This is a genomic window from Dehalobacter sp., assembly GCA_023667845.1.
Lineage (GTDB): Bacteria > Bacillota > Desulfitobacteriia > Desulfitobacteriales > Syntrophobotulaceae > Dehalobacter.
This window is the reverse complement of sequence record JAMPIU010000053.1, coordinates 156057-168815: the sequence shown is the minus strand read 5'-3', so window position 1 is coordinate 168815 and position 12759 is coordinate 156057. Positions and strand designations below refer to the sequence as shown.

The 12759-nt window shown below is 38.4% G+C and carries 16 protein-coding genes; 3 read left to right on the top strand and 13 right to left on the bottom strand.

The window, feature by feature from the left end; all coding sequences use genetic code 11:
* Window positions 1-4: 4 nt before the first annotated feature.
* Together NC238_04415 and NC238_04410 are read right to left on the bottom strand one after the other, a co-directional pair.
* Window positions 5-784, bottom strand: a complete 780-nt coding sequence (locus NC238_04415; GenBank protein MCM1565202.1) for a hypothetical protein — start codon at window positions 782-784, stop codon at window positions 5-7.
* Entirely contained in the window at window positions 765-1031 is a 267-nt protein-coding gene (locus NC238_04410) for a hypothetical protein (protein MCM1565201.1), read from the bottom strand. The genes NC238_04415 and NC238_04410 overlap by 20 nt, the downstream gene beginning before the upstream one ends.
* 480 nt (window positions 1032-1511) lie before the next feature.
* On the opposite strand from NC238_04410, the gene NC238_04405 reads away from it, so the two are divergent.
* The 3 genes from NC238_04405 (at window position 1512) to NC238_04395 (ending at window position 5081) form a co-directional block, all read left to right on the top strand.
* Window positions 1512-2558 (top strand): helix-turn-helix domain-containing protein, encoded by a 1047-nt coding sequence (locus NC238_04405; GenBank protein ID MCM1565200.1) that lies wholly within the window; start codon window positions 1512-1514, stop codon window positions 2556-2558.
* Between the two features lie 58 nt (window positions 2559-2616).
* Window positions 2617-4023 (top strand): hypothetical protein, encoded by a 1407-nt coding sequence (locus NC238_04400; protein ID MCM1565199.1) that lies wholly within the window; start codon window positions 2617-2619, stop codon window positions 4021-4023.
* A gap of 245 nt (window positions 4024-4268) precedes the next feature.
* Entirely contained in the window at window positions 4269-5081 is an 813-nt protein-coding gene (locus NC238_04395) for a hypothetical protein (protein MCM1565198.1), read from the top strand.
* Window positions 5082-5129: 48 nt separating this feature from the next.
* On the opposite strand, the gene NC238_04390 is transcribed toward NC238_04395, so the two are convergent.
* From NC238_04390 to NC238_04340, 11 genes are all read right to left on the bottom strand, one after another.
* A complete protein-coding gene (locus tag NC238_04390; protein MCM1565197.1) occupies window positions 5130-5612 on the bottom strand; it encodes an A24 family peptidase in 483 nt (160 codons plus the stop codon).
* Between the two features lie 63 nt (window positions 5613-5675).
* Window positions 5676-6200 (bottom strand): hypothetical protein, encoded by a 525-nt coding sequence (locus NC238_04385; GenBank protein MCM1565196.1) that lies wholly within the window; start codon window positions 6198-6200, stop codon window positions 5676-5678.
* A gap of 12 nt (window positions 6201-6212) precedes the next feature.
* Window positions 6213-6590 carry a hypothetical protein gene (locus NC238_04380; GenBank protein ID MCM1565195.1) on the bottom strand — a complete coding sequence of 126 codons (378 nt, stop codon included), beginning with the start codon at window positions 6588-6590 and terminating at the stop codon, window positions 6213-6215.
* 135 nt (window positions 6591-6725) lie between these two features.
* On the bottom strand, window positions 6726-6902 hold the full coding sequence (locus NC238_04375; protein ID MCM1565194.1) for a hypothetical protein: 177 nt from the start codon (window positions 6900-6902) through the stop codon (window positions 6726-6728).
* Window positions 6903-6922: 20 nt separating this feature from the next.
* Window positions 6923-7102, bottom strand: coding sequence for a hypothetical protein (locus tag NC238_04370; protein MCM1565193.1), 180 nt, complete (start codon window positions 7100-7102; stop codon window positions 6923-6925).
* A gap of 13 nt (window positions 7103-7115) precedes the next feature.
* Window positions 7116-8021, bottom strand: a complete 906-nt coding sequence (locus NC238_04365; GenBank protein ID MCM1565192.1) for a hypothetical protein — start codon at window positions 8019-8021, stop codon at window positions 7116-7118.
* Window positions 8022-8027: 6 nt separating this feature from the next.
* Window positions 8028-8624, bottom strand: a complete 597-nt coding sequence (locus NC238_04360) for a hypothetical protein (GenBank protein MCM1565191.1) — start codon at window positions 8622-8624, stop codon at window positions 8028-8030.
* Window positions 8625-8980: 356 nt separating this feature from the next.
* The gene (gene tadA, locus NC238_04355) at window positions 8981-10405 is read right to left on the bottom strand and encodes a Flp pilus assembly complex ATPase component TadA (GenBank protein MCM1565190.1); all 1425 of its coding nucleotides are present in this window, start codon (window positions 10403-10405) and stop codon (window positions 8981-8983) included.
* Entirely contained in the window at window positions 10402-11229 is an 828-nt protein-coding gene (locus NC238_04350; protein ID MCM1565189.1) for a hypothetical protein, read from the bottom strand. The genes tadA and NC238_04350 overlap by 4 nt, the downstream gene beginning before the upstream one ends.
* 20 nt (window positions 11230-11249) lie before the next feature.
* Window positions 11250-12020 carry an SAF domain-containing protein gene (locus NC238_04345; GenBank protein MCM1565188.1) on the bottom strand — a complete coding sequence of 257 codons (771 nt, stop codon included), beginning with the start codon at window positions 12018-12020 and terminating at the stop codon, window positions 11250-11252.
* Between the two features lie 20 nt (window positions 12021-12040).
* Complete coding sequence (locus NC238_04340; protein MCM1565187.1) at window positions 12041-12610, bottom strand: EAL domain-containing protein; 570 nt, start codon at window positions 12608-12610, stop codon at window positions 12041-12043.
* Window positions 12611-12759: the final 149 nt, after the last annotated feature.

Genomic DNA, 12759 nt, shown 5'->3' with positions numbered 1-12759 from the left:
CTCCCTACATCTTCAGCTGGGTGTTTTCTTCAGAATCGACCTTCCAAACCCCGTTTACCTGCAGCAAAATAATTCTTTCCTCATATTTGCTTACCCAAAAGTTGCCGCCATTCTGCGCTGCATTGATGACGATAGTTAACTTCAGAAAAGCCCCTTCCTGATTATTTAATTGGGGGATTTGATTAAAACTTATATCGTCAAGGCATAAAGACTTCACTTGTCTGGTATCCTTGTTTTTGATGCTTTCCGATTTGAAATTCGGAAAAAAGTTGTCCAACGAATTTTGGAAATTCGCCGTTGTGTAACTGCTTCCCGGCATTTGCGACATTGCCTCAAGCTTCTTATAATCGGTAGATTTGAACTCTACCAGCCACCGGGCGGCCGCTTCATAAGCGGCTTTTTCTTTGTCTGTTTTGGCAGCGTTATTTTGGACATCGACCTGGTGCCCCAAGCTAGACAAAGATAACCCGGAATTGGCGGGAGGTTTCTGCTCCGGCTCCGGCTTACTTGGCGCAACCGGCTCAGTCTTTGGCTGAGCTTTGGGTTGAACACTAGGTTCAGCTTTTGTTTCGGTTTTGACTTCCGGCTGCGGAGCTTGCTCAGGCTCAGCCTCTTTAATCGGCTCAAGCTCTTTTTCCGGGCTTTGATTGTCTTTTTGAGTCTGGGTATCCTGCTGGACCGGAACATTTTGTACCGGCTCAGTCTTTTTGGAACTGCATCCAAAAAGAATCAAGGACAAAACAAGAAGCAGAATAGAAAATGTTTTAACTCTTAACTTTAACATGGTCGTATCCTCCTTTCGGGCCTACCGGAACATCCTCATCGCCTATTTCGATATAGGTTTGGGAAAGTGTTTTTTTCTCCGACGAGTCAGCAGTTCTGCGACGTTCGTCCATATTCATCTCCATTTCCTCCAGTTGAGACAATATGGCAAGCTTGATAAATCTTTCCTTGCTCATCCCAATCGACGCGCTGAATCCTTCCGTTCTTTGATTTAAGTTATCTGAAACCTCTAGTTCCCATTTAAACATATCCATATCTCCTCTTCAATTATAGAATTTGCTCTTAGATATTCATTATTTCATAGATTTTCATTAGTTGTTACAACTTGATCGCCTCCCCACAAGTTGAACCAAAAAAATAGTGGTCCAGATGATTGAGGGTCCCCCAAAAAAACTGGTCCACTTTCAATGTTAGAAATCGTTCTTATTTGCCTAAGAATCGGCAACTGTAATCTTTGGCTGGTAGATCTATCTTACTTATATCAGAATGACTACATCACCCCTTGATCTTTTCTAGCCCGTTTTCTATAGATGCATTTGAATAAAAATAGTATCACTTGATATGTCATAGTTTACGCCATCAAGCAGGGAGATAATAAAAACTGAGTAGGGTTGTACTGGTATTTAAGAAGGTAGAAGCAAAGTATAACGAAACATTTGACGTATTTACTACCCATTTTCTTCATATTACAATATATATATAAGAATTTAGGGAGGTAGGAATCGGAAATGGAAATGGAGCAATTAATTAATCAAGTTGTATTACAGTATTTTCAAAATAAGGGTGTTCAAGAAAGATTTCTGGATTATCTGAATCGGCATGATGTTGTTGGTCGGGAGATATTTTCATATCTTGGCAAGGATTACTCAAATATTGGAGACAGTCTCTTATTCCCACCTATTCCCAAAAAAGTATTCCTTCGTAGAATTCCATTCTACTTCTATAAACCAGACATAAGCGCAGATAGGGTAGGTTGCTTGTCCCAATATATTAACAGTTTTTATATTAACAATAGGAATGAAGAATCCTATCGCGACAAAATTGAAGTTTTTTATAAAACGCTTGAAAAGTTATTATACGATTATAAAATTTCTGTGAGTGAGATCTTTGAATACCCCATTATTCAAAGTGGGCGCATCGAACAAGCAGACCTGCTTTTACAATGGGTGCATTATCTTGAGTTAGCACAAAAATACGATATAGAGGACCTAATGCCGCAACACTTTTTTATTTCCTATAATAGTCTGCTCGAAAAGGAAAAACTGCCCCCAGTCATTTTTGATTTAAAGGAAATGTTCATCGGGGAATACGTGGGCAGAACGAAAAATATTTTCCGGATGGAAGGTACATTCCCTTGCGATGAAAAGGGAAGACCGATTATGCGATGGATAGGTGTTGATGTTAGAAACGCCACTCGCATATGGGCAGAGGTCAATGAAAAGCATAAGGGATATCTGTTTGTTGAAGCAAATCCTAAAACATTAATCCGAGGTCGGAATTGTTGGGGACCAAATGATGATGGTTCCGACGCTTGGTACGAGCTATATGTCGGTCCTCAACTGATGGAGTTTGACTTTGAGGCACTGAAAGACATAAGAAAGAGAGAGGGCTTAACACAGCAACAGATCGCTGATTGGATTGGTGCATCACTAAGAACATATCAAAAGTGGGAAAGCGGAGACACGAATCCAGACTGTTACTACTTACTCAGATTAATGAACGTTCTGGATATTAGGCAAGTATCGGAATTGACGAAAATAGTTGATGTTGATTGACTCATGTTGTACCATTATTTGTAAAGCTACTTGCATTAGAAAGAAAGGTCATTTTTATATGAAATCAGTTTTAATCGGCAATGGAATCAATATTCAATTTGGCGGTAAGGCCTATTGCAATGACTTCATCTTAATGAGGATCATGTTCAACGCCAAAGCGAATAAATATAATCCATTGTTTGACGGCCTACTTTCAGGTGAAGGCATTGAGAGCATCTTCAGAGCTTTCGTAGATATTGCAAACAAAGCTCGAAACGGTGATTATGATAGAATCGGCAATTCTGATGACCGCAAAGCCATTGCGGATTTTAAGGACAGATATACCGTTCCTGTCACCAAATATTATGAGATTATGCTTGAGGACTGGTTTCTGCTGATCCGGTTGTTCTTTATTGCGAATGCCGACATAAAAGATCAGTGGCAGTCAGCAAAGCAAGGATTTGAGCGTATGATCCTTGATGGAATCTATAATGATGGGATGCTTACTGACGTCCATCAAAATATGAACAAAAAGGTGAAGCGTTTTTTTGCTGGATTCGATAATATTTTTTCTCTTAATTATGATTGCAACCTCGAAGCGTTAACAGGTAGGAATGTGCTTCATCTACACGGCAACTATTCTGTCCCCGCTGACAGTGAAAACCCCGACACTGTTGAAGGGTATATGCGCCAGCAGGCAGGGCAGTTGGTTGTCATTGACGAGTTCCGGCATTGCTTTTGCAATGCGCTGCTGGATTATAGCGGCGAACTCAAAATTAAACGAGCTTTAAATGTCAAGAAAGGCACCACCGAAATGAATCGCTGGCTTGAGCTATCAAGACGCGACGAAGCGGAATTTAAAAAGCAAACTGCACTTCTGAGGGCAAAGGACGAATATGCTTTCCAGTTCGTTAACACGTACGTTCAGAACCCTAATCTGAAGGTAGGCACGGATTATCATTTTGAAACGCTCTCAAACCTAGACGGAGAGCTACATATTATCGGCCTATCCCCGAATAATGATAGCCATATATTTAGGTGCATAAACGAAAGCAAATTGGAGAAGATCTGGTTTTACTATTTTTCCGAAACAAATAAAGTCATCCCCGTCACCAAACCCTATGAACCATTGCCCGTCAGGGATTTATGGAAATCGTTAGACGCTGAAAGGAAAATATACAATTACTCCTATCCCATACCGGATAACTCCGAAGTGGATAAGTTCATCGAGGTGTTCAATGCATTGTCATTTGACCCAGTTCCTAAGAAGAAAATTATTGACGAAGTAAACTCCATTCCACAGTTTGAAGCGACCCGGCTATGTGCAATCGTAAGAAAAAAACTGGAAGAGCAAAAAAGCCGTAAAAATCCTAAAAACGAAAAAGAGCTGGAACGGGACATTATAGAGATCGGCAATATAGGGTTGCGTGAAGGTGTTTTGCCAGCCGCCCTGTTAATGCTGTATATAATTAATTATAAGAATTAGGGCAAGCGATAATCAAGGACTTTACAAGGATATAAGGAGAATACTTATTCATGAAGGTGACTTTCTACTGTTAACCAACAAGAAAATGAAAAATAGAATATATGATTTATCAGTTCACAACGATTATGAAGTAAAAGTATTTGCCTTAAAGGATTACGATGAATTGACGGATTATATTCAAGCTATTTGATGAGATTATATGGAAAATATAAAAATATTTCACCAAGCGAGCGGGGGGTAAATTAATGTACGAAGTTAATGTTAGTGATGATTTTGGTATATGCCAGTTTGGTAACTATGCTTTGTTTAACCCTGAAAATATTAGCAGCCCCTCAAAGAAAATTATTGATATATCTAAACCATTTACAAAATTGCTCCCTCTTTTGAAGGAAATAAAAAACATGTATATTGTCTCTTGTTTTCAAAAGAGTGATGAGATAACCAATGCAATTGAATTAATCCGCCTATGCCGTAATAGCCATACCTTTATTACGGTTATTACCCCAAAAGCCTCATTACGAGATCAATTGGCAGTTAATCAAATTAAAAATGAAGCGGACATTTTTTTGATTCTTGAAAATGAATATTGGGAAGATGAGAAAATAGTTGACCCAGTATCGTATGCAATTTCGTTTTTGGTTGAAGCATTTGATGAAGTAATAATAAGCAAAGATCACGTGCCGTGGTATGATGGCCCACTTTATGCATTTTCTAAATCTGGAACAGCGGAAATAATAACATTTAAAGTTCTAAAAAGTGAATATGAAAAAGAAAATTATGAGATTGCTGACGAAATAAAAGAAAAACTATCTGGAAAGCGTTTAGCCTTATTAAATATAAAGTCAGGTGATGATGTGCGTGTATGGCCTAAGGAGGTAATAACTAAGGCTGTTAAACGCGCTTCTGGAAATATGCTTTATGCTTCATGGTGTTCTTTATTTGGTCAAAGCATTGGTAAAAGAACATGGGTAACAGTTATTGTTTCAGATTTAGATAATAAGGATAATAGCTATGGTGGCCCCAAAAATAGGACTTTTTTTCAAGGTGGGCACTTATGATAACAAAACCTCTATTTCTTTCATTTAGGAATACTCGTAAAAATAACTTTAATACCAAAACAAGAATGAAGTAACTATATAGCATAATGAGATCAAAGCGGCACCGCCACCGGGAAAAAATCTGCTTTTTACGCCATTTGCAAAAGAATTGTTGTTTTCTCCGATAGCGATCAAAACAAGGGAATCTGTTTTCACATCATTAATAGTTCGGGATAAACCTTTAACCCGTACAGTTTGAAAAAAGAAATAAAAGAAGGCTGAAAACATAAAGAGCGCTAAATTAAAGAAGAAGGCTCCGGGTGTTAAAAACAGGCTCAGAGCCGACAGCAATTTAACATCTCCTCCCCTCATTGCCCCGTGGGAATAGACTAACAAGAGAATTAAGAAAAGGAAAAAGAAAGAAACGCAATAATTTACGGAATATGTTTTGGCGCATATTACATGGATTATCCCGAGAAAAAACCCGGGTGTTGTCACCCAATTATATATTTTCCGCTTCCGCCAATCCGTCACAACACAAATTAACAACATAGTTAAAGGTGCCAGTAATGCTAAATAATTAACCATATATTTAATCATTCCTTACATTTCAAATTATGGTGAGATTTTTAATGCAGCGTCTTTCGCTACTTTAATCGTCCAATAAGGGGTTGAATTGACGATTTGTGTTAAGCCGCGACTTACTCTGACTTCAATATAAACAACATAAGACGGCTCAGTGATAGCGTGGCTGTCTATCGGGCTTACTGCCGGCAAAACATCAGAATTATAGGTTTGATAATAAAGCGTTGCTTTATTTACATAAATAACCGGTGATCCAGGAAGTGGATTCAGGTCATTGTCTAAAGATAAATTTTTCTTTAACATATCTAAAAAAACAACATCCGCTTGCGTTGAGTCTATAGCCAAAATACCTTGGTTTAATTTTGCCTGATCGGTTTGCTGGCTGGCCGCTAAAGCGGCAAATTTTATACTGTCTGTTATTCCCCGTTTTATGTTTATGGCATGGTAGTAATCCGTCGCCCAGCCAATAAGGACAAGAGAAATGCCCAAAAAAATCAGCAGTTCAATTAAAGTTGAACCCCGGTCGTCTTTTATTATTTTATATATCTTCTTCATAAACACCCTCATTTAAGGCAAATATTGACTCATGATCGTTTTGGTTACTGTAACCGTCTCCGATTTGGAAACCGGATGCCCACTTGACCAATCAGTAAACTTTCGGGGTCCGGTTATCGAAATTGTTATATATTGTCCATAAGCAGTGCGGCTTACATCACTGCCCGACCCTGTAATCGTAAATAAACTAGTATCGACGCCGGTGTGTTTCAGTTGATCTTTAATTAGATTTCGGACCTCTGTCGTAGTTCCTCCAACAATAGCAGCCCTTTCCAACCCGAGATTCACGGCATTAACCATTGAGCCCTGCAGATTGTTAAGGAAAAACATCGATATGAATGTGAAGAATATCGCCATCCATAATGCAAAAACAATTAAGAACTCAATCAAGGTAGATCCCCGTTCATTATCAGGGTTTTCTATTGTTTTTTTTAGTAATTTAAGCATTATTTTAAGCGGATAGCATACGTCTGAACATATACTATCCGCCGTCTCCTTTCCTCCTCACAGTGAGGAATATTTTAATTAAGGAGTAGTGATATTCGTTATACTGGTATTCATACTTGTGAGTTTGCCCCGGATCGTGACAAACAGCACCGATACAGCTCCCACCGTAGCCAGAACACCGCCGAATATCCAAATAATATTTTGAACAAGATCTCCGCCTTCATCTTTGTAAAGGTTTTTTAGAAAATTTCCCATAAAAAAATAACCCCCCCTTCTTAATTAAGTTTGCTCATTCCGGCTGAGTCATTTGCTATTTTGGCTGTTATTGTATTGTAAAGAATTACTGCAATGCCTATCGTTGCCAGAATGCCCCCTAACAGCAATACGATATTTTGAACAAGATCCCCCCTTTCATCACGCAGCACTGTTGCCAGACCGCAGACAATTTTTTTCACATATTGCCACCTCCTACATTATTTGGCCAAGGCTTTGATTGGCCTGGTATAGCAGCGGGACAAGAATTATGAGAGGGATCATAACAAATGGGATTGCAGTCAAGGCTTCGACAAGCATTTTTTTGTTTTTATACCGCCTTATTTCTTTTAACCCCTCAATATATTCAATGTCCCGTGACCGGCTTGCCATATATGCAACCATATTAGAACTATCAATGGTGATAGATTGCATTAAAATATCCGCGAGATTTTTCAATTCATCGATATCAGTTTCTTTACTCAATTTGGCAAGCGCCGGTTTTGGCCCTGTTATAGACATATCCTGCAAAAGTTTCTCCAAGTGAGGCCGCAATTTATTGGTCGCGAATAAGGCCCCGCGAATAGAATCGGCTATGGTTTGTCCCGCTTTTCTCAAATCAACAATATAGGCCATGATTTCCGACAACTCATTGATGAGGGCATTTTTGTACTGGTTGTAAAAATACGCAAGTATGGCTGTGGGCGCTATGTTCCCCACAAAAAAGCCTACACAGATCAACCCTATTGCCATCATCAAGTCTTTCGTGGAAAAGCCTGCAAAGCCAAATAAGACTGCAAATATGAAAGGGGATAAATTTTTAAAAGTCTTATATTCCGCATAACCTATCGGCATTGGTTTTCCAGGCTGTTTGAGTATTTCCAGCATGTTCGCCGAACGATTATGCCCCGGCTTTTTGCTTAATAATTTAGAGATATAATTTGACATCTTTTTGCGAAGTTTTTCTAAAGAAGTATCCTGGGCTTGCCTATATGAAAGCACAGCAGTGCGAAGAGAATTTATTCTCTTAGACTCCTTGCGGTTGGTCTTAATAAAAAACGCCGCAAAAAGCAGTAACAAACCCAGTGAAATTCCTATAGAACAAATCAATAATGTATTCATACTCACTTAATCCTCCATTGATAAAAATTTCAGCAATAGAGCAGTCTCAATTAAAATGGAGATTATTATGGAGTTGATATAAAGGTGTCCTATTGAGGATTGTTTTACCAGGGCTATTGAATCTGGCCAAACAAGACTTACGCCTAAATACGTAAGAATCATTACCAGCGTAAAAGCCACAGCTTTCGAGATTAGCGGATTAAGATCCTCTTTAATTGATTGTGCCCTGTTTTTTCTTGATCTGATTTTATCTGTAAGCCTGTATAAAAGGTCTTCTGTGTTACCCCCGGCCAGCCTAGAAGAAACGATGACGTTGTAAAAGTCCCTGAAAGACTGCAGTTTTAGAAGTATCGATATTTTATAGACAACCGTATCGAATTCTTCTCCATTATTGACCCGGGACTGGATTCGGCTAAACAAAGACCGCATTTGAGAAGGCATGGCAGCAATTGAATCCCAGGTTGCAGCTTCAAGATTATTGCGCACGATATAATTGTTTAATATAAGATTGAAAGTGTTCAAGGCCTGTTTATTTAACATTCTTCGCGTACTGTGATAGATTAAATTTAACAATACCCAGGGGATCATGAAGCCAACAATCATAAAAATAACAATCCCAAAAATATTATGGCTTACGATTACAGCTCCCGGATTCTGGTAGGTGGGATTCGGAATTTTTTCCGAAAGAATCACTATTGAGAGGAAAAAAGAAATGAAACAAAACCCTATACTAATAAAAAAAAGAGCTTTTAAGCTCAACTTCAAATTTGTAATGTAGATTTTTTTATTGTAATATCTCACAAAATTACTTATCCTGTTGTTATTTTTAACTTTGTCTTGCAAATAGTATATCCTTTCATTTATGAAACCTGATATTTGCTTCTTTTCTTTTTTCCCGAGAAACCATACAATGACAGACAATAAAAGCCCGATGCTTATTCCATAACAAAGAACAAGCGTCATACCAACCACCTCTTAACATCACTTGCATTTTTTCTGCCCTTGGCCATAAGACGAGTTGCAAGTTTTTTGCTTATGAGGTTAAAGATCATTTTCCCGTCGCTATCTCTTTTAAAAATATCTTTAATAACAATATTACACTCCGAATCCAGATCTAATTCAGCGACTTGGGTAATTTCAATTTTTCTATCCACTATCCCTAACTGGATAATAATATCCACTGCCGTGACGATTTCTGTGTTAATTACCTTGTCACTGACATTGGAGATAGCTTGAACCTTGGTTCTTAATTCCTGACAGCATGATTCAGCGTCATAGGTATGAATTGAGGCCATTGTATTGGCGTGACCGGATCGCATGGCCCGCAAAGTATACATTGCCTCAATCGGAAAACGGATTTCACCAACCAAAATTACATCCGGGTCCATTCTCATAACCTGCGGGTAGATTTCCTCTACCCCTAAAGGATTGTATTTTGTGTCGCGTTCAAGCATTTCAACTACCTCAAGACCAGGGTAGTATTTTACCAGCTGCAGCTCCGGGCCATTTTCGATAGTTATTATTCGCAAACCGCTTTCGGGATCGCCAGGAACATTTTCATCCGGAATAAGATCTTGAAAAATTGAGGCCAAGGTACGAATCAAAGTTGTTTTTCCGGTGTGAGTCCCGCCGCTGACTATGATAGTAGCGCCCGCTCTTACAACATCCCGAATAAAATCAAGCTGTCGATAAGAATGTTCTTTGCTTGGAATACTTTTGATCACTTCACGCTCTTTATTTAGAGAATTTAGAGATCTGCTTTTTTCAGCTATTTTTAACGTCCCGATCTTTTCAAGTTCTTCCAAGGAAAAGTTTTTATCCCTAAATCTCCGGATATTTAATGTAATTCCGTGGCTAGGGACGATCGAGCTTTTATTAATTACAACCCTGCTTCGATCCGGAAGCCAAGCATTATCCACCATAGGGCTGCCCTCATTAGCTTCTGAGTGGCAGGTGAGCAAGATGCGTTCTGTTATTTTTTCAAGATGAGCCAGATCTGTAAACTTAATATCCTTTGCTAAATACCTGATTCCATTCTTTTTATACGTGATTTGATACGGACCATTTACGCATATTTCTGTTATCTCAGCATCAAGAAGAAGGTCATGGATAACATCATACCCAATGATGTATTTATATACCTCCCAAGCAATTTCATCGATACTCATATCGGGTACATCGAGTTTCTCATGACGAATAATATCTTTTATAACATTGCGGATTTGTTTTTGACATTCACCTACCCCATAAATAGCATCGTTAAGCAATTTAGGGTGGTTTTCAGTTAATATTGTCTGAATAATACTTGTTGTTTGATATAGATGATTTTTGCTTTCTGTGTCATACGCTTTTTGTTCAACAGCTTTAACTGAACTGATTCTCATTTAAATATCCTCCAATTCGAATCCCGCAATATACGTCGTTTTTTTACGGCTTTAGTTAAATGAAGCCGCAGCAGAATATTTTCAATTGCTTTATCAAATTTACCGTATTTTAATAAGGGAACCAGCGAGACAGTGGAGTTATCATAATTCACCTTGGAAACGCCCGGTACTGTTCCAAGCAGGGGCAGCGAAAGATTGCCCTCAATTTTATTTTTCGTGTACACTGCTTTATTGGAATATTGGTTGATGATTAATTGGAATTTATTCATATCCATATTTCGGGCATGTAAATTATTAAGCCATTTAGCAGTGTTCTCAATCGTGTTTCTGTTCTGGTCTACAACGACCAACACATCTGTTGCTGTTTTCAGCGCTGCGTCGGTGGAAATAAGCAGCGTATCGCTTTGGACGTCAATAAAAAGAATATCTACGAGATCGAATAACTCGTATATTATTGTACGGGCTTGAATATCTCCCAGCTTATCAATTAATTGGGGGTTTTTAATTAATCCCGTCCAACATAATAAATTTGGAAGGTTCTTCGTTATGTGGGCGTTTTCCTTAAGCAAATCGTGATAAGAATAATTATCCTGCCAGGACTTAAGGATATATTCAATTGAGCTTTCTTTATCTTCCAGATCTAAAAATAAGTGGAGGCAGGGCGTTATTAGCGAAAAATCCAACAACCCTATTTTTAAGTTTGTTTCCTTTGCCAGTTTCCGGGCCAAATTGCATGCAAGCGTCGACTTTCCAACACTGCAGACACTCCATAAGGCGATTATTTTCTTCGCCTGCTCATTAACCGCTTTATTTTCATCAACCATAAGATTTCCTCCAATAACTCTTACTTTTGAAGCTGAAGCAATGAAACAATAAAATCTTTGCCAATATTCATCTGTGAATTTTCGATAACATCGTTTATATTGTATAGATTCTTGGCATTCTTATCGCGCTGCCCCAACGAAATAGTTCCCATTGTTTCGGCTTGTTTTATTACTAAAAACTGTTTAGGCGTAACCTTTGCTATTATTTCTGTCGGGATACCGGTTGTTTGCTCACTGCCTGATAAACTCACAACAGATGCTGATTTATTTAAATTCGGGATATCTGCAGAAGATAATATCTTCCCCGATGAATCAGCAGTCGCTTCAATAAATAAATCAGTGACAATATATCCGGCAAGCGATAAATTACCCGTTTGTTTTGGGTCAAGAGTTAAAACAAGGTCAACGGTTTGTCCGTATTTAGCAAGGCCGGCAATGGATCCGTTGTAATCTGTTTTGAAGGCGATTAATCTCGAATTTTCAATCTCCGCCTTTGTGTTTTGTTCTATTTTATCCAACCGCACCGGATCGCCTTCTTTTAAAGGCCAATTAAGAGACTTATTTACTACCTGGTTGATACTTGCTGCAACTCCTGAAGGCACACTTTCCCTTGGAACACTTTTAACTTTCAATTGTTGTGCGCTTATAACGGTATCTTCAGTAATATTTGTGGCGGCATAAACCACAGGAATCAAACCTTTTGCATAATCCATATAAAAATAAAGGCCTATGCCGCTCCCTAAAGCGATAACCAAACCTAAAATAAATAATATTCTTCTCAAAAAAACCACTCCTTAATTTATTATCACCTTCAACAAATAATTTCAGGTTTTCCGAGGAAATAACCTTGTCCGTAGTGAGAACCGTTTATCCTTGCAGCCTGCAATTGTTCACGGTTTTCTATGCCTTCAACTATCACCTTGGTATTCAGTCTTGTGGCATGTCCAACAAAAGCCGTTATCAGGCTATCCCGGCTTACCACATTCTTTGATTGGATGAGACTTTTATCAAGCTTTATATACTCAGGCTCGACAAGGCACAAAGATTCTAATGTTGCCGAACCGGTACCAAAATCATCTAAAGCCAAAATAAAACCTAAGTCTCTAAGGACATTTAAAGCTGGAAAGCAAATTGTTTCCGATTCCGTTATTTCTAAAATTACATTTTGACCTTTTAAACACTCCCAAAAATAAGGATCGGGCAAGCTTGGATGAACGTTAATAAACGTCTTTCCTTTTGTACTTTTTCCGATCCGGCATATTTCCGCCAAAATCAAAGTTTCCAATTCCAGCACTAAATTATTTTGGGCAGCCTCAAAAAAAACTTTATCCGGCCTAAGATTTTCCCATCGAGCTAATGCTTCAAAACCGAATACCTTCATTTTCTGCAAATCCCAAATTGGCTGAAAAGCTATTTCTGTTTTTATCCTACCGGACAAAATATTGTCCAGAAAACAGGCTGAACTTTTTGATTGGCAATTCGTGATAATCACCGCCTTTACTATCAAGACAAGGAGATAGCTTTGTTCAT

Bases quoted from the DNA above. Each gene is read 5' to 3' on its own strand.
- NC238_04415 (MCM1565202.1), bottom strand. From the start codon at position 784: ATGTTAAAGTTAAGAGTTAAAACATTTTCTATTCTGCTTCTTGTTTTG.
- NC238_04410 (MCM1565201.1), bottom strand. From the start codon at position 1,031: ATGTTTAAATGGGAACTAGAGGTTTCAGATAACTTAAATCAAAGAACG.
- NC238_04405 (MCM1565200.1), top strand. From the start codon at position 1,512: ATGGAAATGGAGCAATTAATTAATCAAGTTGTATTACAGTATTTTCAA.
- NC238_04400 (MCM1565199.1), top strand. From the start codon at position 2,617: ATGAAATCAGTTTTAATCGGCAATGGAATCAATATTCAATTTGGCGGT.
- NC238_04395 (MCM1565198.1), top strand. From the start codon at position 4,269: ATGTACGAAGTTAATGTTAGTGATGATTTTGGTATATGCCAGTTTGGT.
- NC238_04390 (MCM1565197.1), bottom strand. From the start codon at position 5,612: ATGTTGTTAATTTGTGTTGTGACGGATTGGCGGAAGCGGAAAATATAT.
- NC238_04385 (MCM1565196.1), bottom strand. From the start codon at position 6,200: ATGAAGAAGATATATAAAATAATAAAAGACGACCGGGGTTCAACTTTA.
- NC238_04375 (MCM1565194.1), bottom strand. From the start codon at position 6,902: ATGGGAAATTTTCTAAAAAACCTTTACAAAGATGAAGGCGGAGATCTT.
- NC238_04365 (MCM1565192.1), bottom strand. From the start codon at position 8,021: ATGAATACATTATTGATTTGTTCTATAGGAATTTCACTGGGTTTGTTA.
- NC238_04360 (MCM1565191.1), bottom strand. From the start codon at position 8,624: ATGATTGTTGGCTTCATGATCCCCTGGGTATTGTTAAATTTAATCTAT.
- tadA (MCM1565190.1), bottom strand. From the start codon at position 10,405: ATGAGAATCAGTTCAGTTAAAGCTGTTGAACAAAAAGCGTATGACACA.
- NC238_04350 (MCM1565189.1), bottom strand. From the start codon at position 11,229: ATGGTTGATGAAAATAAAGCGGTTAATGAGCAGGCGAAGAAAATAATC.
- NC238_04340 (MCM1565187.1), bottom strand. From the start codon at position 12,610: ATGAAGGTATTCGGTTTTGAAGCATTAGCTCGATGGGAAAATCTTAGG.